Annotated in this window: 26 protein-coding genes, 2 tRNA genes and 1 other RNA gene; 15 read left to right on the top strand and 14 right to left on the bottom strand. The window is 69.6% G+C overall.

Annotation, left to right across the window (positions count from 1 at the left end):
* Positions 1 to 267: 267 nt before the first annotated feature.
* Positions 268 to 2706 (bottom strand): ATP-dependent DNA ligase, encoded by a 2439-nt coding sequence (locus RWH43_RS08670; protein ID WP_316001231.1) that lies wholly within the window; start codon positions 2704 to 2706, stop codon positions 268 to 270.
* A 275-nt stretch (positions 2707 to 2981) separates the two neighbouring features.
* Here RWH43_RS08670 and ku point away from each other — a divergent pair, with 275 nt between their 5' ends.
* Positions 2982 to 3839: a non-homologous end joining protein Ku gene (gene ku, locus RWH43_RS08665; protein ID WP_316001230.1), complete on the top strand. Its 858-nt coding sequence runs from the start codon at positions 2982 to 2984 to the stop codon at positions 3837 to 3839.
* Here ku and RWH43_RS08660 read toward each other — a convergent pair.
* Both RWH43_RS08660 and RWH43_RS08655 read right to left on the bottom strand, forming a co-directional pair.
* Entirely contained in the window at positions 3836 to 4585 is a 750-nt protein-coding gene (locus RWH43_RS08660) for a DedA family protein (RefSeq protein ID WP_144834768.1), read from the bottom strand. The two genes, ku and RWH43_RS08660, sit on opposite strands and share 4 nt — an antisense overlap.
* A gap of 45 nt (positions 4586 to 4630) precedes the next feature.
* A tRNA-Leu gene (locus tag RWH43_RS08655) sits at positions 4631 to 4712 on the bottom strand.
* A gap of 127 nt (positions 4713 to 4839) precedes the next feature.
* Between RWH43_RS08655 and RWH43_RS08650 the strand changes: the two genes are divergently transcribed.
* Positions 4840 to 5859, top strand: a complete 1020-nt coding sequence (locus RWH43_RS08650) for an NADPH:quinone reductase (RefSeq protein ID WP_316001340.1) — start codon at positions 4840 to 4842, stop codon at positions 5857 to 5859.
* A gap of 61 nt (positions 5860 to 5920) precedes the next feature.
* Here the strand turns inward: RWH43_RS08650 and RWH43_RS08645 are convergent, their stop codons facing one another.
* The gene (locus tag RWH43_RS08645; protein ID WP_316001229.1) at positions 5921 to 7726 is read right to left on the bottom strand and encodes a M20/M25/M40 family metallo-hydrolase; all 1806 of its coding nucleotides are present in this window, start codon (positions 7724 to 7726) and stop codon (positions 5921 to 5923) included.
* A 263-nt stretch (positions 7727 to 7989) separates the two neighbouring features.
* Positions 7990 to 9228, bottom strand: coding sequence for an MFS transporter (locus tag RWH43_RS08640; protein WP_316001339.1), 1239 nt, complete (start codon positions 9226 to 9228; stop codon positions 7990 to 7992).
* Positions 9229 to 9299: 71 nt separating this feature from the next.
* Here RWH43_RS08640 and prfB point away from each other — a divergent pair, with 71 nt between their 5' ends.
* From prfB to smpB, 4 genes are all read left to right on the top strand, one after another.
* Positions 9300 to 10412: a peptide chain release factor 2 gene (gene prfB / locus RWH43_RS08635; RefSeq protein WP_144834772.1), complete on the top strand. Its 1113-nt coding sequence runs from the start codon at positions 9300 to 9302 to the stop codon at positions 10410 to 10412.
* 128 nt (positions 10413 to 10540) lie between these two features.
* Positions 10541 to 11617 (top strand): cell division ATP-binding protein FtsE, encoded by a 1077-nt coding sequence (ftsE, locus tag RWH43_RS08630; RefSeq protein WP_154096438.1) that lies wholly within the window; start codon positions 10541 to 10543, stop codon positions 11615 to 11617.
* Positions 11614 to 12531 carry a permease-like cell division protein FtsX gene (gene ftsX / locus RWH43_RS08625; RefSeq protein ID WP_316001228.1) on the top strand — a complete coding sequence of 306 codons (918 nt, stop codon included), beginning with the start codon at positions 11614 to 11616 and terminating at the stop codon, positions 12529 to 12531. Before ftsE ends, ftsX begins: the two co-directional genes overlap by 4 nt.
* Positions 12532 to 12607: 76 nt before the next feature.
* On the top strand, positions 12608 to 13084 hold the full coding sequence (gene smpB / locus RWH43_RS08620; RefSeq protein ID WP_144834778.1) for an SsrA-binding protein SmpB: 477 nt from the start codon (positions 12608 to 12610) through the stop codon (positions 13082 to 13084).
* 21 nt (positions 13085 to 13105) lie between these two features.
* Here the strand turns inward: smpB and RWH43_RS08615 are convergent, their stop codons facing one another.
* Positions 13106 to 13762 carry an SIMPL domain-containing protein gene (locus RWH43_RS08615; RefSeq protein ID WP_316001227.1) on the bottom strand — a complete coding sequence of 219 codons (657 nt, stop codon included), beginning with the start codon at positions 13760 to 13762 and terminating at the stop codon, positions 13106 to 13108.
* An 887-nt stretch (positions 13763 to 14649) separates the two neighbouring features.
* On the opposite strand from RWH43_RS08615, the gene ssrA reads away from it, so the two are divergent.
* Positions 14650 to 15019, top strand: a transfer-messenger RNA (tmRNA) gene (gene ssrA, locus RWH43_RS08610).
* 70 nt (positions 15020 to 15089) lie between these two features.
* Here the strand turns inward: ssrA and RWH43_RS08605 are convergent.
* Positions 15090 to 15629, bottom strand: coding sequence for a YaeQ family protein (locus RWH43_RS08605; protein ID WP_316001226.1), 540 nt, complete (start codon positions 15627 to 15629; stop codon positions 15090 to 15092).
* Positions 15630 to 15692: 63 nt separating this feature from the next.
* Between RWH43_RS08605 and RWH43_RS08600 the strand changes: the two genes are divergently transcribed.
* Positions 15693 to 15959: a hypothetical protein gene (locus tag RWH43_RS08600; RefSeq protein WP_144834784.1), complete on the top strand. Its 267-nt coding sequence runs from the start codon at positions 15693 to 15695 to the stop codon at positions 15957 to 15959.
* Between the two features lie 64 nt (positions 15960 to 16023).
* Here RWH43_RS08600 and RWH43_RS08595 read toward each other — a convergent pair whose 3' ends face one another.
* Positions 16024 to 16614, bottom strand: a complete 591-nt coding sequence (locus RWH43_RS08595; protein WP_316001225.1) for a hypothetical protein — start codon at positions 16612 to 16614, stop codon at positions 16024 to 16026.
* Positions 16611 to 17453, bottom strand: coding sequence for an inositol monophosphatase family protein (locus RWH43_RS08590; protein WP_437127385.1), 843 nt, complete (start codon positions 17451 to 17453; stop codon positions 16611 to 16613). The genes RWH43_RS08595 and RWH43_RS08590 overlap by 4 nt, the downstream gene beginning before the upstream one ends.
* Positions 17454 to 17556: 103 nt before the next feature.
* Here RWH43_RS08590 and RWH43_RS08585 point away from each other — a divergent pair.
* A tRNA-Lys gene (locus RWH43_RS08585) sits at positions 17557 to 17632 on the top strand.
* 145 nt (positions 17633 to 17777) lie between these two features.
* Entirely contained in the window at positions 17778 to 17969 is a 192-nt protein-coding gene (locus RWH43_RS08580) for a hypothetical protein (protein WP_187358388.1), read from the top strand.
* Between the two features lie 455 nt (positions 17970 to 18424).
* Here RWH43_RS08580 and RWH43_RS08575 read toward each other — a convergent pair whose 3' ends face one another.
* On the bottom strand, positions 18425 to 18859 hold the full coding sequence (locus tag RWH43_RS08575) for a hypothetical protein (protein WP_316001224.1): 435 nt from the start codon (positions 18857 to 18859) through the stop codon (positions 18425 to 18427).
* A 113-nt stretch (positions 18860 to 18972) separates the two neighbouring features.
* On the opposite strand from RWH43_RS08575, the gene RWH43_RS08570 reads away from it, so the two are divergent.
* Both RWH43_RS08570 and RWH43_RS08565 read left to right on the top strand, forming a co-directional pair.
* A complete protein-coding gene (locus RWH43_RS08570; protein WP_144834792.1) occupies positions 18973 to 19275 on the top strand; it encodes a hypothetical protein in 303 nt (100 codons plus the stop codon).
* Between the two features lie 229 nt (positions 19276 to 19504).
* Positions 19505 to 19915, top strand: coding sequence for an Lrp/AsnC family transcriptional regulator (locus RWH43_RS08565; protein ID WP_186325576.1), 411 nt, complete (start codon positions 19505 to 19507; stop codon positions 19913 to 19915).
* Positions 19916 to 19969: 54 nt separating this feature from the next.
* Here RWH43_RS08565 and RWH43_RS08560 read toward each other — a convergent pair whose 3' ends face one another.
* A complete protein-coding gene (locus RWH43_RS08560; RefSeq protein WP_316001223.1) occupies positions 19970 to 20161 on the bottom strand; it encodes an LPXTG cell wall anchor domain-containing protein in 192 nt (63 codons plus the stop codon).
* Here RWH43_RS08560 and RWH43_RS08555 point away from each other — a divergent pair.
* Together RWH43_RS08555 and RWH43_RS08550 are read left to right on the top strand one after the other, a co-directional pair.
* Complete coding sequence (locus tag RWH43_RS08555) at positions 20160 to 20696, top strand: NUDIX hydrolase (protein WP_144834798.1); 537 nt, start codon at positions 20160 to 20162, stop codon at positions 20694 to 20696. The two genes, RWH43_RS08560 and RWH43_RS08555, sit on opposite strands and share 2 nt — an antisense overlap.
* A 52-nt stretch (positions 20697 to 20748) precedes the next feature.
* Positions 20749 to 21639 (top strand): alpha/beta fold hydrolase, encoded by an 891-nt coding sequence (locus tag RWH43_RS08550; protein WP_316001222.1) that lies wholly within the window; start codon positions 20749 to 20751, stop codon positions 21637 to 21639.
* A 5-nt stretch (positions 21640 to 21644) separates the two neighbouring features.
* Here RWH43_RS08550 and RWH43_RS08545 read toward each other — a convergent pair whose 3' ends face one another.
* From RWH43_RS08545 to RWH43_RS08535, 3 genes are all read right to left on the bottom strand, one after another.
* Positions 21645 to 22892, bottom strand: a complete 1248-nt coding sequence (locus tag RWH43_RS08545; protein ID WP_154096447.1) for an MFS transporter — start codon at positions 22890 to 22892, stop codon at positions 21645 to 21647.
* Positions 22889 to 23407: a MarR family winged helix-turn-helix transcriptional regulator gene (locus RWH43_RS08540; protein ID WP_154096448.1), complete on the bottom strand. Its 519-nt coding sequence runs from the start codon at positions 23405 to 23407 to the stop codon at positions 22889 to 22891. Before RWH43_RS08540 ends, RWH43_RS08545 begins: the two co-directional genes overlap by 4 nt.
* An 81-nt stretch (positions 23408 to 23488) precedes the next feature.
* Positions 23489 to 24295 carry an IclR family transcriptional regulator gene (locus RWH43_RS08535; protein ID WP_316001337.1) on the bottom strand — a complete coding sequence of 269 codons (807 nt, stop codon included), beginning with the start codon at positions 24293 to 24295 and terminating at the stop codon, positions 23489 to 23491.
* 145 nt (positions 24296 to 24440) lie between these two features.
* On the opposite strand from RWH43_RS08535, the gene RWH43_RS08530 reads away from it, so the two are divergent.
* Positions 24441 to 25214, top strand: coding sequence for a CoA transferase subunit A (locus RWH43_RS08530; protein ID WP_154096450.1), 774 nt, complete (start codon positions 24441 to 24443; stop codon positions 25212 to 25214).
* Positions 25215 to 25315: the final 101 nt, after the last annotated feature.

The following is a 25315-nucleotide window of genomic DNA, read 5'->3' as shown; positions in this document are numbered from 1 at the left end:
GCGGTGCGGTGAGGAGAACATGTGAACGTGCCCTCGCATCATGTCGCCCGCGAGGACACGCGCGCGAAGGGGCTGCCGAGTGAATGTGCTGCAAGACCTGATCGGAGGGGCTTTGCGGCGAAAGCGAGGCGGAGCTGGGGTGGCCCGGATTCACCCGGTGAATCGCGAGAATCCGTCTGGTCGCGGGGGCTTTGACAGGCTCCGCCACCTGGGTTGGGCGGGTGCTGGGTTCGGTGGCTTCGACAGGCTCAGCCACCTTGCGCCGCGTCAGGACTCGCGCGTCACGTCGGAGGGGGACTTGTCCGGCCGCAGGCCGCGCCAGCGGGCTTGGCGCAGGATGCCGCCAGGGGTGAACTCCGCGAACTCGACCTCGCCGACCAGCTCCGGTCGCACCCACAGGGCGTCGCGGGCGTCGGCATCCGGAACACCCTGGAACGGATCCGCATCGGACCGCAGGGGCTCGAGCAGCGCGGAGAGCTTCGCGAGCGTCTGCTCGCCGAAGCCCGAACCCACCCGGCCGGCGTATTGCAGACCGTCGTCCGTGGGCACGCCGACGAGCAGGGAGCCGATCGTGCCCGAGCGGTTGCCCTTGCCGGGGCGGATGCCGCCGATCACGACCTCTTGCGTGCGGGAGTGCTTCACCTTGAGCCACTGCTCCGAGCGCACCCCGCGCCGATACGCCGAACCGGGATCCTTCACGACCACGCCCTCGAGGCCGAAGCGTCCGCTGGTGGCGACGGCGGCGTCGACGTCGTCGAACACGGGCGGCACGACGACGGGCGCCCCCGCGTCGGCGGCCAGCGCTTCGAGCAGCTCGCGGCGTTCGGAGAGGGGGAGGGATGCCACGTCTCGCCCGTTCACCGACAGCACGTCGAACAGGTAGAGGTGCACGGGCGTGCGTGTGGCCTCGTGCTCGATCTCGCGCGGCTTGGCGAGGTTCATGCGCTTCTGCAGCAGGGGGAAGCTCGGGCGGCCCTGTGCGTCGAGGGCGACGATCTCACCGTCGAGCACCGCGGGCTCGTCGCCGAGACGGAGGTCGACTGACGTCAACTCGGGGTAGGCCGCCGTCAGGTCGTTGCCGTTGCGCGAACGCAGGCGCAGGCGATGTCCATCCCAGATGCAGAGTCCCCGGATGCCGTCCCACTTCATCTCCACCCAGGCGGGGCCCCACCGCTCGGCGGCGGCGCGGGCGATGCCCGGGGTCGCGGAGGTGGCGAGCATCGGCTGGAGGTCGGCGCCGGTGGGGGCGTCGGTGGTCGACGGGGCCTTGGCGTGGACGGGTTCAGGCGCGGGGGATCCGTGGTCGAGCGCCACGACCGGGGCTCCGTCGCTTTGCGGTTTGCCCTCGGCATCCGTCTTCATCCGATGCAGCAGCCACTGCGACTTCTCGCCCTGGCCCTCGGTGCGGATGAGCGCGAGACGCACCCGGCCCAGTGGACCGTCGTCACGGCCCTCGAGAGTTGCGATCACCTCGTCGTCGCGCCACTTCTCGAGCTCGTAGGTGCCGGTGTCCCAGACGGTCATGATGCCCGCGCCGTACTCTCCGCGCGGGATCTCGCCGGCGAAGTCGAGGTACTGCAGCGGGTGGTCCTCGGTCATGACGGCGAGGCTGTTCTTCGCGGTCGTCGGTGGGACGCCCTTGGGCACGGCCCAGCTGACGAGCACGCCGTCGCGTTCGAGGCGGAGATCCCAGTGCAGGCGGCTGGCGTGGTGCTCCTGGATGACGAAGCGGGGTAGCCCCTCGGGGTCGGGCTCGCCGTGAGGGGCCTCGGGCACGGGCTCGGGGGTTTTACCCGCCGTTCGCTTCGAGATGTAGGCGCGCAGGGGGCCGTGCGCCTCGTCGACCGGAGCGAGCGGATCGTCGGGACGCTCGAGCACCTCGCTGAAAAGCAGGTGCCGCAGGTCGGGGTCGTCGAGCTCTTCCCAGGTGCGCGGGGCGGCGACGTACGGACGCGGGCGCCCTCTCAGCGAGTAGGGCGCGATCGTGGTTTTCGAGCCGTTGTTCTGACTCCAGTCGATGAACACCTTGCCGGGGCGCGCGGCCTTGGTCATCTGGCTCACGACCAGGTCGGGGTGGTCGGCCTCGATCGCGCGGGCGAGCTCTTTGGCGACCGCGCTCGCCGCGTCGCTCGACTGGCGCCCGTCGAGGCGCGCGTACAGGTGGATGCCCTTGCTGCCGCTGGTCACCGGGAACGGTTCGAGGCCGATGTCCTGCAGGATCGCGCGAGCCCACCGCGCAACCTCGGCGCACTCGGCGAGGCCGACGCCCGGGCCGGGATCCAGGTCGAGCACCAGCCGGTCGGGGTTCTGCCGTTCGCCGTCGGAGGTGAAGCGCCACTGCGGCACGTGCAGCTCGAGGCTCGCGACCTGCGCGAGGTAGACGAGCGTCGGCAGATCGTCGACCAGCGGGTAGTCCTTCGCGCCGCTCGAATGATCGATCGGGAAGCGCCGCACCCACGCCGGAGCGCCGGGCTCGAGGGCCTTCGCGAAGAACGGTTCGCCGGGGTCGGCATCCGTTCCCACTCCGTCGGGCCAGCGCTTGCGCGTCAGCGGACGGTCGGCGATGTGGGGGAGCAGAAGCGGCGCGATGCGCGAGTAGTAGTCGATCACCTCGCCCTTGGTGGTGCCCGTCTCGGGGTAGAGGACCTTGTCGAGGTTCGACAGGCGCAGGCGGCGCCCGCCGATGCGCACCGTCTGCTCCGTCATCACCCCAGCGTAGAGCGGAGCGGGCGGCGGGTGCCGAGGGGGTTGCGGGGAGGGAGGTCCCTGAGCTCTTCGAAGGGTCCGGGGGTTCGCGGGGGTCCGGTGGCTTCGACAGGCTCAGCCACCTCGGTTGGGGGTTCGCGGGGGTCCGGTGGCTTCGACAGGCTCAGCCACCTCGGTTGGGGGTTCGCGGGGGTCCGGTGGCTTCGACAGGCTCAGCCACCTGGCGGGGCGCAAGGGGCTCGGCATCCGGAACCTTTTCGGTGTTCACTGGGGGCATGCGATCGATCTGGAAAGGCGCCCTGACCTTCGGCCTCGTCAACGTGCCCGTCAAGGTGTACTCCGCGACCGAAGACCACGACGTCTCTCTGCACCAGGTGCACAACAAAGACGGCGGGCGCATCCGGTACCAGCGCATCTGCGAGATCGACGGTGAGGTCGTTCCCTACCAGGACATCGACAAGGCCTACGACGACGGCGAGCAGACGGTCGTGCTCACCAAAGACGACCTCTCGTCGCTGCCGAGCGAGCGCAGCCGCGAGATCGAGGTCGTCGAGTTCGTGCCCAGCGACCAGGTCGACCTGCTGACGCTCGACAAGGCGTACTTCCTCGAGCCCGACTCGTCGTCGCCCAAGGCCTACGTGCTGCTGCGCAAGACGCTCGAGCAGACCGAACGCACCGCGATCGTGCGCTTCTCGCTGCGGCAGAAGACACGGCTCGCGGCTCTGCGCGTGCGCGGCGACGTGCTCGTGCTGCAGACGCTGCTGTGGGCCGACGAGGTGCGTGAAGCGGCATTCCCGGCGCTGGATGAGAGCGTGCGGATCTCGGCGAAGGAGCTCGAGATGTCGGCCTCGCTCGTCGACAGCTTCTCGAAGGACTTCGACGCCGAGGAGTTCACCGACGAGTACCAGGCCGAGCTGCGCACTCTCATCGACGCGAAGCTCGAGCAGGGCGACGCCCTCGACACCGACGCGACCTTCGGCAAGCAGGAGGAAGAGGACGGCGGCGAGGTCATCGACCTGATGGAGGCGCTGCGCGCGAGCGTCGAGCGCAGCCGGGCCGCGCGCGGCGAGAAGACCGAGGACGCGCCGAAGAAGAAGGCCCCCGCGAAGAAGAAGACGTCGAAGGCGTCTTAGCGCGCGGGCTGATCTCCGTCTTCGAGCGTCTTCGGGTCGAGCGTCAGCGACTCGGCCTCGGCGTGCGAGACGGCACCCTCGCGCTTGGCGGCGGCGCGCTCGCGGAAGTAGTGGATCGCGATGAAGATCGCGGTGCCGGCGACCGCGGCGAGCAGGATCACGTCGATGTACTCGGTGACGATGTCGCGGATGAACGGGATGTACCCGACCGCGTACCCGAGCATCGTGAGGCCGATGCCCCAGAGGATCGCGCCGATGAGGTTGTAGAGCGAGTACTTCTTCCACGGCATGTGGCCCACGCCCGCGGCGATGGGGGCGAAGGTGCGGACGACCGGCACGAAGCGCGCGAGGATCACGGTGAGACCGCCGAAGCGCTCGAAGAACGCGTTCGTGCGCTCGACGTTCTTCTTGCTGAAGATGCCCGATTCTTTGCGCTCGAAGATCGAGGGCCCGGCCTTGTGGCCGATGAAATAGCCGACCTCACCGCCGATGAATGCGGCGACACCGATTGCGAGGGCGACCCACCACGCGTTGAGGCCGAAGACGCCGTTGGGAGCGGCGGGCGTGGAGTGCGACAGTAGCCCCGCCATGATCAGCAGCGTGTCGCCGGGAAGCAGGAAGCCGATCAGCAGACCCGTCTCGGCGAAGATGATGAAGCACACCACGAGCAGCGCCCAGGGCTGCGAGTTGGTGATGATCGCAGCAGGGTCGAGCCACGGGAGCAGCGCGCTGGTGGTGTGGATCACATCGGTCCCGTCGGGTCGAGAAGGCAGTGCGGAAAGGGCGAAACGTGCGGAAGGGGGGACTTGAACCCCCACGCCCGAAGGCACAGGAACCTAAATCCTGCGTGTCTACCGATTTCACCACTCCCGCGAGTGTGCTCATTCTAAGCAGGCGGGGCGCTCTCACGATGTGAAGGAGCCGTCAAGCCCACGCCCGTTCCCCCGCCGCGACACGCCGCGGGGGAATGCTGGACGCCATGGCATCCGTTCACTCCTCCATGAAGGCGATCACGTACTCCCAGCCCGGTGACTCCTCCGTCCTCTCGCTGGCCGACAAGCCCCTGCCCGAACCCGGACCCGGCGAGGTGCGCGTTCGCGTCGTCGTGTCGGGCGTGAACCCGACCGACTGGAAGGCGCGCGCGACGACCGGCCGACCCCTGCCGTTCGACGAGGTGACGCCCAACCAGGACGGTTCGGGAGTGGTGGATGCCGTCGGCGACGGCGTGACCGATCTGACGGTGGGCCAGCGGGTGTGGATCTACCTCGCGGCGCACCAGCGTCCGTTCGGCACGGCGGCCGAGTACACGATCCTGCCCGCCGCGCGTGCCGTGCCGCTGGCCGACGATGCCTCCTTCGAGCTCGGCGCGAGCCTCGGCGTGCCCGCGATGACCGCGCATCGCGCGCTCACCGTGCACGAGGACGGCCCCTCGCGCCTGGCCCCCGGCGCCCTCACCGGACGCACGGTACTCGTGCAGGGCGGTGCGGGAGCGGTGGGTCACGCCGCCATCCAGCTCGCGGTCTGGGCCGGCGCGACGGTCATCGCCACGGTCAGCAGCGAGGAGAAGAAGGCCCTCGCGCGCTCGGCCGGCGCCCACCACGTGCTGCAGTATCCGAGCGATTCGCTGGCCGCTGGCATCCGCGAACTCGCCCCGAACGGCGTCGAGCACATCGTCGAGGTCGCGATCGCCGACAACGCCGCCCTCGACGTCGAGGTGATCGCCAACCACGGCACCGTCGGCTACTACGCCGACAACGGCGGAGACGACTTCACCGCCCCCGTGCGCGTGAGCTTCGCGAAGAACGTGCGCTGGCAGGGCCTGCTGCTCTACACGGTGGGGGAGCGCGCGCTTCTCGCCGCCGCTGAAGACGTCGCGGCGGCTGTCGCCGATGGTGCGCTGCCGGTGGGCGAGGGCGCGGGCCTGCCGTTGAGCTTCTTCGACTTGGGCGACACCGCCGCTGCGCACGACGCCGTCGAGCAGGGAGCGACCGGCAAGGTGCTCATCCGCGTCAGCGAGTAAGCCGAAACGACGACAGCGCCGGGGTCCGTGAAGACCCCGGCGCTGCGTCATTCCTGCGGCATCACTCGTGTGCGCGTCGACGCACGATGGCGGTACCGGCGGCGACGATCACGCCGATCGCCAGCATGCCGAGGCCAATCGCCGGGAGCGGGGATCCGTCGACGTCGGATCCCGTGGCGGCCAGATCACCGCGGTCGGGTCCGTTCGCGCCGGGACCGGTCGTGACCGAGGGCGACGGGCTCGGAACCGCGGCCGGCTCCTCGGACGGAACCGGCGACGGCTCGCTCGTCGGCTCGGTGGTGGGCTCGGGCGAGGGCTCGCCGGGCGTGGGCTCGGGCGAGGGCTCCACCGGCGGCTCTTCGACGGCGGCCCACGCGAGGGCGGCCGCGGCGTGACCGATCGCGGGGGCGAAGATGGCGATCGCGTCGGTGTTCACGTTCGCCAGGGTGTCGTTGACCGTGTGGTAGTTGCGGTCCATGAAGACGCCCGCGGTGCCGCCGAACTGCTGCACCTGCTCCGCGGTCTTGGTGTCGTCGGCGCCCGAGAACAGGCCACCGGCGGGCACGCCGTTGTCGATGAACGCCTGGTAGTCGCTGCGACCGGAGTACTCGGTGTCGATCCACGGCTGCTCGATCGCATCGAAGTAGTCGGTGTACACCTGCTCGATCGCGGCGGACCCCTCGGGGATCGTGACGCCCTCGGCGGGGTAGGTCGACCTGTTCGCGTCGTACACGCCGACCGTGAAGTTCTCGGAGCCGATCATGTCGTAGTTGAGGTACGCCGAGATGCGCTCCCACTCGGCCGGGTCGTTCTCGACCAGGTCGGCGACGTAGGCGGTCGAACCCAGCAGACCGACTTCTTCGGCACTCCACAGGGCGAGGCGGATGCGCTTGTCGTTGGGGACGTCGGATGCCGCGATCTTCTCGGCCAGCGCCAGCACGGCGGCCGAGCCCGAGGCGTTGTCGTTCACGCCCGGTCCCTCGGCCACACCGTCGAGGTGCGCGCCGATGACGACGGTGTCGTCGGGGTCGCCCGCGATGGAGTCGGCGATGACGTTGAAGGTCTGCGTCGTGAGGAACTGCTTCTCGATCACCGCGGTGCCCTCGACGGGGGCGTCGGCCGGAGCCGCCTCGATCAGCGCGGCGAGGGTGTCGCCGCTCGACTGCGGGAGAGTGGCGGCGGGGGAGTCGTCGGCGTTGCGCGCACCCGAGGTGACGTTGGTCAGCTGGTCGTCGGGAGAGGCTTCTTCCTCGGGCGGCCGCTCGTTGTTGTAGATGAAGACGGCCCCGGCGTCAGCTGCGGTGGCGTTGTCGATCTTCTGCTCGAACGAGCAGACACCGCGCTGCACGAGCACGATCGCCCCGGCCGCGATGTCGGCGAAGTCGGTCGGCTCGCACCCGAGGCGGCCGCCGTCTGCGGAGAGGGGAAGGGCGAGGGCGCCCGTGTACGGGGCGTCGATGCCCTCGCTGTTGTCGAAGTGCGAGCCCTCGTAGGTGGTGCCGTCGACGGTGAGCGAGGCTTCGCCGAACTCGGGGGTGTCGACCTCGAACACCTGCCGCGAGACCGTGAAGGCGCCGGTGTCTTCGAGCACCTTTTCGGCGTACTGCGCGGCGGCCTCGTAGCCGGGGCCGTTCCAGACGCGGTAGCCGTCGTCGGCGAACGACTCGCTGATGCGCGCCAGCTCGGTCAGGTGGGTCATGACGTCGGCGCCGGTGAGGCCGAGGTCTTCGGGGGAGTCGCCCGGCGCGGCGGCAGCGAACGCGGCCGGCGCCGACAGCAGGGCGCCGCCGACGAGAGCGCCCGCGGCGAGCACCGCGGAGGCGCGACGAGCGCGAGAGGGAGGGGAATGCAGGGTGTATCGGGGCACGTCGAAGGCACCTCTCTGCGGACGTCGACGCCCGCATCATCCAGGGGGAATGACACGCTGCTTCAGAGGGAAGCGAACGTTCGACGATTCTCATAGGGAATCGACAGATCCGGCAAGAGTCGCCGGAATGTTTACGGCGACGTAACACGGGCGGGGCTTCGCGAAGGGTCGTCCGGGGCGCGCGTGAGGGGTCACTTTTCGTCGCCTGAACGGGTCCGGAAGCGACCGAAAGGGACCCCTCTCGCGATCAGAGGGAAGGCGGGTCAGCGGGTGCGCGGGACGTAGCGCGGGACCCAGCGGATGAAGCCCGCCGCGCCGAGCACGGCGATGACACCCATCGCGCCCACGCCCACCGACAGCGAGACCGCGGCCGTCAGGGCCGACACGATCAGCGGGGCGATGGCGCCGCCGGCATCCGTCAACGTGCGCCACGATCCGAGGAACGCGGCGGGCTCGGTGGGCGGCGCGATGTCGGCGCCGAGGGTGAGCAGAATGCCGCTCGACAGGCCGTTGCCGACCCCCAGCACCGCCGCGAACATGGCGTACCACATGGCCGCCGAGCCCAGCTCGTGCGTGAACGACAGGGCGAGGAAGCCCGCACCCATCAGCACCATCGCGGGCAGGGCCGCCCACAGGCGCCCGAAGCGGTCCATCACCTGGCCGCTGGCGTAGAACAGGGCGAAGTCGATCGCGCCCGAGACGCCGACGACTACGGCGATCGTGCCGGCGTCGAGTCCGAGCGACACGCCCCACAGCGGCAGCACCACCTGGCGGGCCGAGCGCACGGCCGACAGAGACGCCGCCGCGAGGCCCAGCCGCGCGAGCACGCCGCGAAAACGCCACATCGTGCGGAACACCCCCTCGCGCTCGACGGTCGGGATCGCGCCGGTGACGGGTTCGCCGGTGTCTTCGGCGTCGCGGGAGTCGCCGGCGCCGCGGCGGGTGGGGGAGCCCGTGCCCACCGGCACGGCCTTCTCGGGATCGGGGCCGAAGAACACCAGCAGGATCGTGGCGACCTGGCAGACGGCGAAGAAGACGATGGATGCCGTCTCGTCGCCGAAGATCGCCAGCAGGCCTGCCGAGATGAACGGGCCGACGAACATGCCGAGGCGGAACGTGCCGCCCAGCAGCGACAGTGCGCGGGCCCGGAAGGTCAGCGGCACGCGCGTGGTCATGAACGAGTGACGGGCGAGGGCGAACGACGCCGCGCAGAAGCCGATGAGGAACACCGCCGCGGTGAAGAACGCCAGCGACTGCGCGAATACGATGCCGGTCAGGCCGGCCAACACGACGATGCCGGCCACGCCCATCGTGATGCGCTCGCCGAAGCGGGCGACCGCCCACCCGGCGGGGATGTTGCCGCACAGCTGGCCGACGACCAGGGCTGCGGCCACGAGGGCGGCGAGTGCGACGTCGGCGCCGAGGCGGTTCGCGATCACCGGGATGAGGGGGATCACCGCCCCCTCGCCGAGCGCGAACAGCAGGGTGGGGCCGTAGATCATCGGTGCGAAGCGCACCAGCACATTCCGGGGAGAGTCGGCTGTCACCGTCTCCACGATAGGCTTGATGTCAAATGCTCGAACTCGATTTGACCGCCGACATCCAGGCGCTGCGCTCGACCTTCGCCGATATCCAGGCCGTGGTCGACGTCGACGCACTCAAAGCCGACATCGATCGCCTCAGTGAAGAGGCCGGTGCCCCCGACCTCTGGGACGACGTCGACAAGGCCCAGAAAGTCACCAGCAGCCTGAGCCACAAGCAGGCCGAGCTCAAGCGCGTCTCGGAGATCGAGCAGCGCCTCGACGACCTCGAGGTGCTCGTCGAACTCGCCATCGAGATGGAAGACGACGAGTCGGCCGACGAAGCGCGCCGCGAGCTCGCCTCGCTGAAAGACGTGATCGGCCAGCTCGAGGTGCAGACCCTCCTCGACGGCGAGTACGACCCGCGCTCGGCGGTCGTCACGATCCGCTCCGGCGCGGGCGGCGACGACGCCACCGACTTCGCCGAGATGCTGCTGCGCATGTACCTGCGCTGGGCCGAGCGTCACAAGTACCCCGTTAAGGTCATGGACACCTCCTACGCCGAGGGCGCCGGCATCAAGTCGGCCACCTTCGAGGTCGACGTGCCCTACGCCTACGGCACGCTGTCGGTCGAGGCCGGCACGCACCGCCTCGCGCGCATCAGCCCCTTCGGCGGCGCCGACAAGCGCCAGACGAGCTTCGCGGCCGTCGAGGTCATCCCCGTCATGGAAGAAGCCGTCGAGGTCGAGGTGCCCGAAGGCGACATCCGCGTCGACGTCTTCCGTTCGTCGGGCCCCGGTGGCCAGTCGGTCAACACGACCGACTCCGCCGTGCGCATCACGCACCTTCCGACGGGCCTGGTCGTCTCGATGCAGAACGAGAAGTCGCAGATCCAGAACCGCGCGGCCGCCATGCGTGTGCTGCAGACCCGCCTTCTGCTGCTCAAGCGCGAAGAAGAAGCGGCCAAGAAGAAGGAGCTCGCCGGCACGATCACCGCGAGCTGGGGCGACCAGATGCGCTCGTACTTCCTCTACGGCCAGCAGCTGGTGAAAGACCTCCGCACCGGGTACGAAGTCGGTAACCCGGCAGTCGTGTTCGACGGCGACCTCGACGGTCTGATCGCGGCCGGCATCCGTTGGCGCAAGCGCAAGGACGACGACGACTGAGCCGTCTTTCCGCCCGAGCCTGAGCCCTGCGGATGCCGATGACCTCGGCATCCATAGGGCTCTCTCGGTTTCACGACACGGCGCGTCCTGACGGCCTGCTCGAAGCCCGCGCTTAGGCTCGTCGAGCCATGATCCGGTTCGAGAACGTCACCAAGCGGTATCGCGGCACCGCGAAGCCCGCCCTCAACGCCGTCGACTTCGAGGTGCAGCGCGGGGAATTCGTCTTCCTCGTCGGAGCCTCGGGCTCGGGAAAGTCGTCGTGCCTGCAGCTCATCCTGCGCGCCGAGACCCCCAGCGAGGGGCGCGTCGTCGTGCTCGGTCGCGACCTGCGCCGCCTGTCGAACCGCAAGGTGCCGTACTTCCGGCGCCACATCGGTTCGGTCTTTCAGGACTTCCGTCTGCTGCCGAACAAGACCGTGCACCAGAACGTCGCCTTCACGCTGCAGGTGACCGGCGCCTCGCGCGGGTTCATCCAGCAGGCCGTGCCCGAGGTGCTGGCGCTCGTCGGCCTCGACGGCAAAGAGAAGCGTCTGCCGCACGAGCTCTCGGGCGGTGAGCAGCAGCGCGTGGCGATCGCCCGTGCGCTCGTCAACCGTCCGCAGGTGCTGCTGGCCGACGAGCCGACCGGAAACCTCGACCCCGGCACCTCGATCGACATCATGCGTCTGCTCGCGCGCATCAACGCCGGCGGCACGACCGTCGTCATGGCCACGCACGAGGCCGGCTTCGTCGACCAGATGCAGCGTCGCGTGATCGAGCTGCGCGGCGGCGAGATGGTGCGCGACGAGCGTCACGGCGGTTACGGCGACACGTCGAGCCTGCCGCGCCTCGCACCCGAGGTCGAGCGCGGAGCGGCGGCCGTCGCCGCCCTCACCGCGGTGCTCGAAGTTCAGCGAGAGGTGACGGGGCTTACGGGCCCGGTCGAGCCGCTTCGCGTTCCGGATGCCGAGCGGCCCGCCGCAGCGCAGGCTCCGGCCACCGCTGCGCCGACGTCGGAGGCACGCGAAAACGCCGAGCCGCGCGAAGAGGCCGCGCCCGCGGCATCCGCCCCCGCCGTCACGCAGCAGAACGCCGAGCGCGAGCCGGGCACCAATACACGTTCCATTCCGGTCACGCGCCCCGATGTCGATGCCCTCGGCCTGGCCGACCGGCTCGGACTCGGAGGATCGAAAGACCGCCACGACGAAGTAGGACCCACGTCATGAGGTTCGGTCTCATCCTCTCCGAGGCTTTCACGGGCCTGCGGCGCAACGCGTCGATGGTCATCTCGGTCATCCTCGTGACCTTCGTGTCGCTGACCTTCGTCGGCGCCGCGATGCTCATGCAGATGCAGATCGGCAAGATGCAGTCGTACTGGGCCGACCGCGCCCAGGTGGCGGTGTTCATGTGCGCGTCGGTGTCGGACGTGCCGACCTGCACCACCGGTCAGGCGGCCACACAAGACCAGATCGACGCCGTCAAGGCGACGCTCGACGGCGAGGCGCTCGCGCCCCTCATCCGCGACTACACGTTCTCGACCAGCGAGGAGGTGTTCGACAGCGCCAAGAGCCAGCTGCCCGACAGCATCCTCGGCGTCGTGACGGCGGATTCGTTCAACGCGACGTTCAACATCAACCTCGTCGACTCGAGCCAGTCCGACGTGATCTCCGAGGCCTTCAGCGGGCAAGCGGGCGTCGAGGAGGTGACCGACCAGATGCAGTACCTCGAGCCCCTGTTCCAGGCGTTGACGGTCGCGACCTACGTCGCCGTCGGAATCGCCGGCCTCATGCTCATCGCCGCGGTGCTGCTGATCGCGACGACCATCCGTTTGTCGGCCTTCGCGCGACGGCGTGAGCTCGGCATCATGCGCCTGGTGGGCGCCTCGAACCGCTTCATCCAGACGCCTTTCATCGTCGAGGGCGTGCTGGCCGCGCTCACCGGCTCGGCGCTCGCGAGCGTCGCGGTGTGGGCGATCGTCGGCGTCGGGGTCAACCAGTACCTGCGGGACCGCATCAGCTTCATCACCTCGTGGGTGACCCTGGGCGATGTCGCGTTCGTGATCCCGGCGATCGTGGTGATCGGCGTTCTGCTCGCCGCGCTCAGCGCGAGCTTCGCGATCCGCCGCTGGCTGCGCGCCTAGCACGCAGCCGTCTCGGCGTCTGCCGTGCGATAGACTGTAGGGCTCTGTGTGCCCTTGATCATGAGGAGGTGGCACCATGCCTCGTGAGCAAGGTGAAAAGCTCATCGCGTCGAACAAGAAGGCGCGTCACGACTACGCCATCGAGAAGACGTACGAAGCCGGTCTCGTGCTGACCGGCACCGAGGTGAAGTCGCTGCGCCAGGGGCGCGCGAACCTCACCGACGGGTACGCCTACATCGACGGCGGTCAGGCGTTCCTCGACGCGGTGCACATCCCTGAGTACTCGCAGGGTCACTGGACCAACCACTCGGCCAAGCGCACGCGCAAGCTTTTGCTGCACAAGGAAGAGATCGTCAAGCTCTCGCACGCCGTGTCGGCCGGCGGCTACACGCTGGTGCCGCTGCGGCTGTACTTCCTCGACGGCAAGGCCAAGGTCGAGATCGCGGTCGCCAAGGGCAAGCGCGAGTTCGAGAAGCGTCAGACGATCCGCGAGCGCGAAGACAAGCGCGAGGCCGAGCGCGCGATGCGCACGAAGAACCGCCTGGGCGACTGAGCTTGATCGCGGCTTTCGCCGTCACTCCGCGCGGAAGCGTCCCTCGACGACCGAGGTCACGACGATCTCCGACGGCTGCAGGCTGAACGAGGGTCCGCCGGCGTGGTCGGCCGACATCATGCGCGCCGCCAGCGGGTGCTGTGCCTCGGGCCGGCTCGCGAGCAATCCGGCATCCGCCACTTCCACCGGAGACACGGATGCCAAGCCCAGAGCGTCCGCGTACGCACTGGCGCGCTCGACGGCGACGCCGACCGCAGCCGCGGCCACCTCGCGTTCGACACGGGCGCGCGTGGTGGGGGAGAGGCGCCACTCGACAGCGGTGACCTGCACGTCGTCGGACTCGGCGACATCGCCGAGCCACCACGACAGGGCGCCCGCGTCGATGAAGGTCGCGGACAGCTCCACGCTGGCGTGATGCACGAGGGGGAGCTGCGCGCCGTCGTGGTTCCACGGACGGTCGGACCACACCGACACGCGCGCACTCGACCACTCCGACACCTCGCCCGAACGCAGGTGCGCGACCAGGCCGTCTTGCACGACGGCGGCGCGTTCCTGCGCCCGCTCGACGACCGGCCCTCGGGCGGGGCCGTCGGTGGTGACGGTGACGCGAACGGCGGCCTCTTCGGCGCGCACGCGCGCCTCGCTCTCGCCTCGGACGGTGATGACGACGGCAGTCATGGCGCGAGCATACGGGACCGGCCCAGGTCGCTGAGCTTGTCGAAGGTCCCTGAGCTTGTCGAAGGGACCGGTACCCGCGGCGTCCCGGTGGCTTCGACAGGCTCAGCCACCTCGCCGAGGTACCCGCGGTGTTCCGGTGGCTTCGACAGGCTCAGCCACCTTTCCGAGGTACCCGCGGTGTTCCGGTGGCTTCGACAGGCTCAGCCACCTCGCCCCCCGGTCCCTGAGCTTGTCGAAGGGACCGGTACCCGCGGCGTCGCGGTGGCTTCGACAGGCTCAGCCACCTTTCCGAGGTCCCTGAGCTTGTCGAAGGGACCGGTGCCCGCGGTGTTCCGGTGGCTTCGACAGGCTCAGCCACCTCCCGCCCCAGGTCCCTGAGCTTGTCGAAGGGACCGGTACCCGCGGTGTTCCGGTGGCTTCGACAGGTTCAGCCACCTCGCCCCCCAGGTCCCTGAGCTTGTCGAAGGGACCGGTACCCGCGGCGTCGCGGTGGCTTCGACAGGCTCAGCCACCTCGCCGAGGTACCCGCGATGTCGCGGTGGCTTCGACAGGCTCAGCCACCTCCCCGAGGTACCCGCGGTGTTCCGGTGGCTTCGACAGGCTCAGCCACCTCCCCGAGGTACCCGCGGTGTTCCGGTGGCTTCGACAGGCTCAGCCACCTTCCAGAGGTACCCGCGGCGTCGCGGTGGCTTCGACAGGCTCAGCCACCTTTCCGAGGTACCCGCGGCGTCACGGTGGCTTCGACGGGCTCAGCCGCCTCCCCGAGGTACAGGGCCTACGGGAATCACGGGGCCGCGGGATCCGTTATAGACTGAGACGCTCGGGTGCTTCGGCCCCGAGGTGGTAACTCAACAGCGTGACGATGGTCGCTCCTTCACGGAGTTCCCGGGGCTGATCGGTTTCGACAGCGCCTGCGAACCCGCGAGAAGCGGGCCGAGGATGTGGGGTTATCTCGTAAACGCTCCCTGCAAAACAATAAGTGCCAATGCTAAGCGCACTGACTTCGCCCTCGCTGCGTAAGCGAGCCCGATAGTCCGTCAGGCCGTGTGCGACCCCGCCACGGAATCTGGCGTCATTTAGGGGTCTTGCTGTGTGACGGCGTCTGGACGTCACGCGGGACTTTTCCCAGGCTGGGCTTGTCGACTTAGGTGTCTGTGACAAAGGTCGGAGCCGAGTAGAACGTCTGCACAGACTGCGCCCGGAGAAAACGCGGAGACCCAGCGTTGGACGGGGGTTCGATTCCCCCCAGCTCCACGAACCATCGTCACGTGAGAAAGCCCCCATCTTCGCCCGTTTCGGCGAGGGTGGGGGCTTTCTTGGTTTGTGATCAGGCCGCGGACCGCGTGAAGACGTCGGTCTCGCCCGAGACGCCGTTGAGCTCGAGGTAGATACGCTCCTCGGTGCGGGTGAGGGTGGCGGTGTTACGGCGCTCGATGGCATCCGCGAGTTTCTCGACGAACCCGGGCTCGAAGCTGTGCAGCAGCACCTCGTCGGCGCGGTGGATGCGCTTGCCCGCCCACGGGGCGGCGACCTTCTCGGGATCGCGGTGCGTGTAGATCGCGACGCGCTCGGCTTTCATGCTGCCGGTGTGCAGGCGCGCGGCATCCGGAGCCCCGACCTCGACCCACGCCACCAGGGCGCCGGTCAGGTCGCGCACCATCACGGCGGGCTCGTCGGTCGCGGCGACGCCCTCACTGAAGCCGATGCCCTCCTCGTATTCGAGGCAGTACGCGAGCACGCGCGTGAGCATGTACGGAGCGGTCTCGGACGGATGCCGAGCCACGCGCAGCTGCAGTTCGTCGTAGACACCGCGGTCGACGTCGGAGAGGTGCACCGTGAAGGTGTGAATGGTCGAGCCGATAGCCACGATCCTCGAGCCTACGCGAGCGGGTCGTGGCGCGACGCCGCGCGGTGCGTCTAGCGTCGAGGGATGCCTGATCCTCGCGCGCTGCGCATCGACGTCGGTCCGTTCCACCTGCTGCCGACGCCGGATGCCGAGACGTGGACGGCGACGGCACGGAGCGCCTCCGACGCGGAGCCGCCCGAGATCACCGCGCAGTGGACCGCTTGGGTCGCCTTCGCGCAGCGCGTGCTGCAGGCCGACGCGCTCTGGCGCGACGTCGAGGCGCGCGGCGACGCGTGGGACGAGGGATTCGCGGCAGCGCGCGACGCCGGGGCGACGAACCCGTACCGCTGAGGCCGGAGCCTCGCGTGACGTGAGGTCTCGGCATCCGGGATCTTCGTCTCCGGATGCCGGCGGCTCAGGACGCGCGCGGGCTGTCGACCAGCAGGAGGCTCTGGCGGGTGTCGGCGAATTTCACGAAGCCGTCGCCGAAGAGGTAGGTGAGGCCGTAGCCGTCGACGCCGCGTCCGTTGAGCCAGTCGGGGTTCTCGGTGACGTACGTGCCGTCGGAGTCCTTCTCGACCTTCCAGCCCGCCGCGGTGAGGTCGCTCACGGCCTGGGCGGCAGTCGAGTCGTCGATGGGTGCCCAGCCGAAGATCTGCACGCGGTCGGACGCGATGCTCTGGTCGCCCCACTTGCACTGGATGCCGCCGTCGAGCGGCGTCGCGCCGACGCGGAACTGATCCTCCTGCGATGTCCACCCGACGCTCGTGAAGTTGTCGACCAGAGACTTTGGAATGATGTTCTCGCAGGTCGGCGCGATCGAGGGTTCGTCTTCGGGCTCCGGTGAGTCGGTGGGCGCGCTGCCTTCGACAGCCGGTCCGCTCGCAGTGGCGGCGACGCTGGGCGCGGTTTCGGGGGCGCCGGATGCCGAGCACCCCGCCAGAGCGAGGGCGGTGACGACGGCCAGGGCGGTGATCGCCGCGGCGTGCGGTGCGCGGCGGGTCATCGGGCGTCGTCCTCGTGCAGCAGGTCGAGGAAGGCGTCGTGCAGCACACCGTTGGTCGCCAGCGACGACTCGGCGTCGAGGCGGTCGGACCCGTCGAACGCACTGAAGCTCCCGCCGGCCTCGCGCACGATCGGGGCGATCGCGGCGATGTCGTACTCCTTGACGCCGAACTCCGCGACGAGCTCGAGACGCCCCTCGGCGAGCCACATGTAGGGGAGGGCGTCGCCGTACCCGCGATCGCGCCACACCGCTCGCGAGAGCTTCTCGAGGGTGGGGAGGAGGTCGACGTCGTCCCACTGCTCGATGCTCTGGAAGCTGATGCTCGAGGCCGAGACGTCGTCGATCGCCGAGACGTGGATGCGGCGGGTCTCGCCGGTCGTCGTCGTGGTCCAGGCGCCGTGACCGGTGGCGGCCCACCAGCGGCGGCCGAGGGCCGGCTGGCTGACGACGCCGACCTGCGGCACACCGTCGACCGTGAGAGCGATGAGGGTCGCCCAGACGGGGATTCCGCGCATGTAGTTGTGCGTGCCGTCGATCGGGTCGATCACCCAGCGGCGCGCGGTATCGCCCGAGGTGCCGTACTCCTCGCCGAGGACGGAGTCGGCGGGGCGCTCGGTGTCGAGGATCTGGCGGATCGCGCGTTCGGTCGCGAGGTCGGCCTCGGTCACGTGCGTGCGGTCGGGCTTGGTGTCGATGCGCAGGTCGGACGCGTCGAATCGCTGCATCGCCACCGCATCGGCGGCGTCGGCGAGGCGGAGGGCCAGGGCGAGGTCGTCGGCGAAAGCTTCGGTGGGGGTGCTGTTGGGGGAGAACGCGGCGGGCTGATCAGAGCGGGACACGGCCCCAGGATAACCGGCGATGCTGAGCCGATTTGGTGTGCTCGCGTCACGCCTGGTAACGTCATTCCTCGGCGCGGGGAGCGAAACTCCGGCCGAAAGATACGCACCTCTAGCTCAATCGGCAGAGCAACTGACTCTTAATCAGTGGGTTCTGGGTTCAAGTCCCAGGGGGTGCACCACCTGGATCCCCGGTTTCTCCGAGCACTTCGGAGGGCCGGGGATCTTCTCGTTTCACGGCGTGGGTGGGCACGACAGCGCAACCCCTCCCACCTCGCCCTCTGCGCTGGTAGCTTCGGCGACCGGGGGGCAGAGAAGAGGCACGTTGTGCACGAATCCGAGCCCATCAGCTGGAGCAGCATCTCAGGACTGACGGACCGCGAGCGACAGCTCGGCCGGTTCATGTTCGGCGATGTCGACCTGCGCGGCATCGCGTTGGTCGGTGTCACGGTCAATGGGGAGCACCTCCCCGACATCGTTCATGGCCAGGTCCGGCGGTCTGAGCGCCGCGCCAGCTAGCACGTCGAACGCCCCCGGCGTCCCTTCCCCAGGGGCGCCGGGGTCGTTTCGTCTTTCCAAGGCGGTCAGGGGCCTCCTCTCAGCACAATGGCTCGCGGGGCCTTTCTCGCCTCGAATGGCGAGGGTGCAAGGGGGGGCCACATGTGGGGAATGCCGAAACCGCCACCTCAGGCGACGTGGAAGAAAGTCGAGGACGACTTCGTCCTCGGCGCGTGCACCTATCGATTGTTCGGTTTCATGTCGCGCGGGGCGGACGGTATCTGGACCGCCTTCGACGACGCTTCCGAACCCCTCGGATCATTCGCCGATCAGCGTGACGGAATGGCCGTGCTCTGGGCTCACCACGAACCCGTGCATCTTGCAGCGTGTGCCGCGGTCAGAGCGCCGAACTGGCGAGCGCCGCAGCTGAGAAAGCGCGCCGGTGAAGTGCTCCCCACGAACGCCCCGCTCGAGTCCTAGCCCACTGCCGGCTTCCGCGTCGTGGCCTGGTTGGTCCGCGAACCGCCCTCGGTCGCCCGGCGCTGACCACTCCGACGATCCCAATCGAGGGACTTGTACTGGAGGAAGGTGCATAGGTTGCTCGCGATGACGAGCTCCGCGGCCAGGCTCGCGATGTCGTGTACGGACAGCGTGAGATCGGTCGGCTGCTCGGTGACCGTCAGCTCCCAGGTCGGATCGTCGTACCCCCGCGGCCTCATGTAGATGGACGGTGACGCGTTTCGCAGGTTCAGGATGACCAGACCGGTGTCGTCTACGCCGTTGTCCTCTTGCGGTGGGATGGTGATCTTCCCGGCGATGCAGTGTTCCTGCTCCTCGAACTCACGGACCCACGCTTCGAGCTGAGCTCGCGAGCGTCGTGGCGGGGACTCTTCGATAGATGCATCGGTCACGCTGCGAGCATACGGCTGACCGGTTCGTCGGCGTCGGCCACGTAGTGTCCCTCGTGCGGTGTCCCCGAACAACCCCGGCCCCATCCGCACCGTCGCCCTCTAGCGTTCATGGCATGGCGCACTCTATTCAGCGAGTACACGTCACCGTCGACGGGGTGACGCACGCGCTTGCGCCGCTCGAGAACGCCGACGATCTGCGACGCCAGATCCTCTCGGCGGTTCACGCGCAGGGTGGGTTCCTCACCGTCACCGCAGATGACGGACGGAAGATGAGCATCCTCGTCACCCCCGCGACGTCGGCGACGATCGCGGTGGAGACCGTGCATCTGAGCTCCGCCTCTGCGGAGCCGCAACGCGTCGACCGGCCGACGCCGCGGACGCACGACGAAGACGACATGCCCTTCGACCTGATCTGAGGATGAACCCTCGTCGAGGACCGGCCACCGTCGTGATCGGGTGACTCCGTCGACGGACCGCCTGCGTCGTCCTCGACCGTGCGGTCGCGGGTTTTCACCCGCTCTCCCGGGGCCGTCGCACGGACGGGCCCACGTGCCTGAGCGTGGTCGAATGTCGCGCATCGCCGCGGCGGCTCGGACGAATCGTTCACCGCGCCGCGGCATCCGGATATCCGTGGAGAGGACCACCGTGGACGATCTCATCCTCGCGGCGTTGCGCGACAACTCCCGGGCGAGCGCCGCCGCCATCGCCCGACAGCTCGGCCTCGCCCCCTCGACCGTCAAGCGTCGCATCGAGGCGCTGAACTCCGAGGGGACGATCACGCGATTCACGATCGAGACCGCCACGCGGCCTCTCGACGCGCGGGCGATCGTGGAGGTGTATTGCCGGGGGAATGCGAGCGTCTCCGAACTGAGGGAGATCGTCGCCGAGCTCCCGCACGTCTCCCTCGCCGTCACCGTGGCGGGGGCCGCCGACGCGGTGATCGTGGTCGAAGGGGCGACGAGCGCGCAGGTCTCGTCGACCATCGAGACGCTCCGCATGTCACCCCGCATCGAGCGCACGCGCACCTCGATGGTGTTCCAAGACCTGCTGACATGACGCGGAGGCGATGCGCCCGGGGACCAGTACCCGGACGCACCGCCTCCGCTCACCTCACGCGCGCTGTCGCGCCCGTCGGCGGACCAGCAGGATCAGACCGCCGCCGACCAGGACGGCGACCGCGGCCCCGACGACCGCGGCGATCGGCGCCACCTGAGCGCCCGTGTGCGCCAGGCTCTGACCGCTGCCCGTTGCGCCCGGCGTGGCCGGTGCGCTCGCGGCGTGCGCGCGGAAGGATGGGGCCATGGCCGACGACGAGATGTGGGACGTGACCGACATTCAGGGCACGCCCACGGGCACCCTCCACCGACGCGGTGACGGCCCGGTGCCGGCCGGGTCGTTCCACATCGTGGCATCCGTCTGCCTGGTGTCGTCGACCGGCCGGGTGCTGATGAGTCGACGGGCCGAGGGCAAGGACTACCCGCTCGCGTGGGAGTTCCCGGCCGGGAGCGCCCTGCGCGGAGAGACGAGCCGGACCGGCGCGGTGCGCGAGCTCGCCGAAGAGACCGGGATGCAGGTCGCCCGCGACGACCTCGTGCTGGTCGGGCGGGTGATCGAGGAGCGGGCGCTTTTCGACCTGTGGGTCGCGCGCGTCGACGGGGAGCCCGTGCCGGTGCCGGATCCGGAAGAAGTGCTGGAGTCGGAGTGGGTCACTCTCGACGTCGTGCGGCATCGGTGGGAGAACGGCGGGTTCGCGACACCGTGGAACGCGCGCTTCGAACAGCTCTGGGAGACGCTGCAGGAGCGGGTGGCCGACATGGGCAAACGCACCGCCCGCTGAACCGAGAGCACGGGCGGAGCCCGATGTCGGACCCCCGTGCCACCATGTCGCCATGCCGATCGAGAACGCCTCGCCCGCCACGTACGTCACCCATGACCTCGCGGTCGAGGAGGGGGCCCTGCGCGTCGGGGAATGGCATCCGGATGCCGAGGGCACCCCGTGGCTGCTCGTGCACGGCGTCACCGCGTCGCACCTGGCGTGGGCATGGGTCGCGCAACAGACCTCGGCACGGTTGATCGCCCCCGATCTGCGCGGGCGGGGCCGCAGCGCAGCCTCGACGCGACGGACCGGGCTGGCGCAGCACGCCGACGACCTGGCCGCGGTGCTCGACGCCCTGGAGGTCGAGAAGGTGGTCGTCGTGGGGCACTCGATGGGCGCGTTCGTCTCGGCGGTGTTCGGCGACCGACACCCCGACCGGGTGGAGCGGATCGTGCTCGTCGACGGCGGCCTGCCCCTGGCCTTGCCGCCCGGAATGGACCCGCGCGCGGCCGTGCGCCACGTGCTCGGTCCGACGGCGGCGCGGCTCGACATGCGGTTCGACAGCGTGGGCGCGTACCGCGGCTTCTGGCGCGCGCACCCGGCGTTCGTCGGGCGCGAAGACCCGCTGCTCGACGCCTACTTCGCCTACGACCTGGTCGGGGAGCCACCCGCGCTCCGCCCGGCGACGACGTTCGCCACGGTCGAAGCCGACTCCATCGATCAGAACGCCGGCGAGGCGATCGCCGGAGCCCTTGAACGACTGCGCCACCCGACCCGGCTGATCGCGGCCGAGCGGGGACTGTTCGGCGAGGTGCCCCCGCTGTATCCCGACCTCGACGGCATCCGCGCGCGATTCCCGCAACTCGCAGCGACGCGCCGAGTGCCGGATGTCGATCACTACTCGATCGTCATGTCGGCACCCGGCGCGCGGGCCGTGGTGCGAGAGGTCCTCGCGGGGGAGTGATGTCGTTACGCGGCGTCTCCGACCAGCACGGCGGCACCCTCGTCGGCGGCGTCGGGGTGCGAGCCGTCGACGTGGGCCAGCAGGCGGCGGCCGAACAGGATGCAGGCGGCGGCGATGAACACCGATGCCGCGGCCATGAAGTACGGCACGTCGGCGCCGTACGCGTGCCACAGCCACGCCGCGAGCGGCGGAGCGACGGCGCCACCGAGGAAGCGGACGGCGGAGTAGGCCGACGACGCGACCGAGCGCGGCAGGTCGGTGGCCTCCATGACGGCCTCGGTGAGGGCGGTGTTGACCACACCCAGCACCAGACCACCCACGATGATGCAGACGACGAGAGCCGTCGCGGAGGCCACCGTGAAGGCGGCGACCACGAGGTCGATCGCGAGCAGGGGGAGGGCGATCAGCAGCACGGTGGTCAGCCGCAGCCGACGCAGCAGCAGGGGCGCGACCCACACGCTCGTGATCGCCAGGCCCACACCCCAGCCGAAGAAGGTGAGGCCGATGCCCATGGCTCCGAAACCGAGGGGGAACGGCGAGAACGCCAGCAGGGTGAAGAAGCCGATGTTGTAGAACAGCGCGGTCGCCGCGAGGATCGCGAGGGCCGGACGACCCAGCGCACGGAAGGGGGCGCTGAAGGGCAGGGGCGTGCGCTCGGGCTTGGGTCCGCGCAGCAGCACCGCCACCGCGATGAACGCGATCGCCATGAGCACGACGACGCCGAAGAACGGCCCGCGCCAGCTGACCTCACCGAGAACGCCGCCGAGCAGCGGACCCACGGCGATGCCGAGGCCCAGCGCGGCCTCGTACAGGATGATGGCCGACGACGTGCCGCCCGAGGCTGCTCCGACGATGGTCGCGAGAGCCGTCGAGATGAACAGGGCGTTGCCCAGACCCCACCCGGCGCGGAAGCCGATGACGGCGTCGACGCTGCCGCTCAGCGCGCAGAACAGCGCGAAGACGACGATCAGGCCGAGGCCGACCAGCAGGGTGGCCTTCGCGCCGATGCGGCTCGAGATCCAGCTGGTGATGAGCATCGCGAGGCCGGTCACGACGAGGTAACTCGTGAAGAGCAGTTCGGTCTGCACCGGGCTCGCCTGCAGCGAGTCAGCGATCGCGGGGAGGATCGGATCGACGAGCCCGATGCCCATGAACGCCACGACCGACGCGAAGGCGACCGCCCAGACTTGTGCGGGCTGTTTCCAGACGCTGGGGGCCTTATCGGCCGGGTTAGCTGCGGTACCGGCGCTCACCGGACCACCTCCCTTTCTTCTTCGGAACGACGTGCGGCGCCGCGCGAGGCGGGCGCATCGTCGTCCGGGTTCTCGGTGAAATCGTTCGACCCGACGGGCACCATTCCGACCTGGCGCGACAGGGCCGAGGCCGACGTGCGCACGGCCTCCCACTCCGCGTCGGACAGGTCGGCCACGTGCGGCGCGAGAGCGGAACGGAAGAGCTCGTACCACCGCTCGAGGGCGTCGAGACCGTCCTCCGTCGCCGCCACCACGCTGACGCGGGAGTCGGCCGGATGACTGCGGCGCGAGACGAGCCCCGCGGCATCCATCTGCCGGATCAGTCGGGTCATGCCCGGCTGCGTGACACGGCTGAGCGTCGCGAGGTCGCCCAGGCGCTGCGGGCCGTGGTCGCGCAGCAGGGTCAGCGTGCGCCACTGCGCCGCCGGCGCATCGGAGTTCGTGTCGAGAGCGGCCACACGCGTGAGCGCGTGCACCGCGAGCAGCAGGCGCTGCAGGTCGTCGTCACGGGTCATACACAGAAGTATACCCCTGTTATATACCGTTGGTATCTAAATGGAGGATGCCGCGTGCGGCGAGGGTCTGGCGCGCTGCGACTACCGCGCGGCGATCCGCGTCGACAGCTGGTGGGCGTGCGCCAGAAGGATCCGCCCGAGTTCGGCGAGTCGCTCACCGCCGAAGCGGAACTCGACCCCGGTCAGGCTCAGTGCCCACTGCGGGTCGCCGGTGCGCGTGAAGACGGCGGCGCCCACGCCCCAGCTGCCCTCGACGATCAGGCCGGGGTTCACCGCGTAGCCCCGGGCCTGCGTGTCGGCGATGCGCGTGCGCAGTCGAGCGGGGGAGTGGGAGGCTCCCCACCGCTCGACGAGTTCCGGGTGGCGCTCGAGGTAGGCATCCACATCCGGAGGTGGGAGGAACGCGAGGATCGCCAGCCCCGCCGATGCGACGCCGAGGGGGAACCTCACGCCCTCAAAGAGCACGAACGAGCGGATGGGGAAGCTGCCGTCCTCGCGCACGAGGCAGACGGTCTCGTCGCCGCGCCGCACCGAGAGGAAGGCGCTCTCCTCGGTGCGCACGGCGAGCGAGCGCACGATGTCGCGCGCGGTCGCCGTGATGTCGAAGCGGGATGCCGCGACGCTGCCCATCAGGTAGAGCTCGGGCCCCGGGAGCCAGTGCCCGGTCGCATCGTCGCGGTCGACGAGACCTTCGACGCGGAGGGCGCTGAGCAGGCGATGAGCGGTCGGGCGGGTCAGGTCGGCGTCGTGGGCGAGGTCTGCGACCGAGGCGCCGGTGTCACCGGCCGCCGTCACCAGGCGCAGCAGGTGCGCCGCGCGCGCGATGGCCTGCGCTCCGGGAACGGGGGTCCCCGCCTTCCGCGCAGATCCGTGCGCGGCGTGGGGGATGCCCGTCGCGCTGACGTCGACTTCTTGCCTCGGTGTGTCCACGATGTGGACGCTACGCCTCGCGGCATCCACATGACAAGAAGCGACTCGCGACCGCATCCGGTCGCACCGCAAGGTGGAGGGACGCCGCTACGAAGGAGTTCGCGTGATCGACAAGACCGTCGCCTCAGCCGCCGAGGCCGTCGCCGACATCCCCGACGGGGCGTCTCTCGCCGTCGGCGGGTTCGGCCTCTCGGGCAACCCCATCGCCTTGATCGAGGCGCTGCTCGCCCAGGGGACCCGCGACCTCTCGGTCGTGTCGAACAACTGCGGCGTCGACGACTGGGGGCTCGGCATTCTGCTCGGGGCCGGTCGCATCCGCAAGATGACCTCGTCGTACGTCGGCGAGAACAAGGAGTTCGAGCGGCAGTTCCTCTCCGGCGAACTCGAACTCGAGCTCACCCCGCAGGGCACCCTCGCCGAGAAGCTGCGGGCCGGCGGGTCGGGCATCGCAGCCTTCTACACGCAGACCGGTGTGGGCACGCAGGTCGCCGAGGGTGGCCTGCCGCGTCGCTACGACGGCGCCGGCCGCATCGCCGTGGCATCCCCGGTCAAAGACGTGCGCACCTTCGACGTGAACGGCGAGCAACGCGAGTTCGTGCTCGAAGAAGCCATCACCACCGACTTCTCGCTCGTGCACGCCCACAAGGGCGACCGCCACGGCAACCTCGTCTTCCGCAAGGCCGCGCGCGCCTTCAACCCCCTCGCCGCGATGGCCGGACGCACCTGCATCGTGCAGGTGGAGCACCTCGTCGAACCCGGAGAGCTCGACCCGGATGCCGTGCACCTGCCCGGCGTCTACGTGCACCGCATCGTCGAGGTCGGGCCCGACATCCCGAAGCGCATCGAGAAGCGCACTGTTCGGGAGGGGGAGCAGTGATCACGCGGAGCTGCGGGCCCCGGTCCCTTCGACAGGCTCAGGGACCTTGCTCGCGTGGCGCCCGGTCCCTTCGACAGGCTCAGGGACCTCGCGATCAGGGA

This window comes from Microbacterium algihabitans, from assembly GCF_032464975.1.
In the GTDB taxonomy this organism is placed as follows: domain Bacteria; phylum Actinomycetota; class Actinomycetes; order Actinomycetales; family Microbacteriaceae; genus Microbacterium; species Microbacterium algihabitans.
Note: the sequence above shows the minus strand (reverse complement) of the source record. Positions and strands in the feature narration are given on the sequence as shown.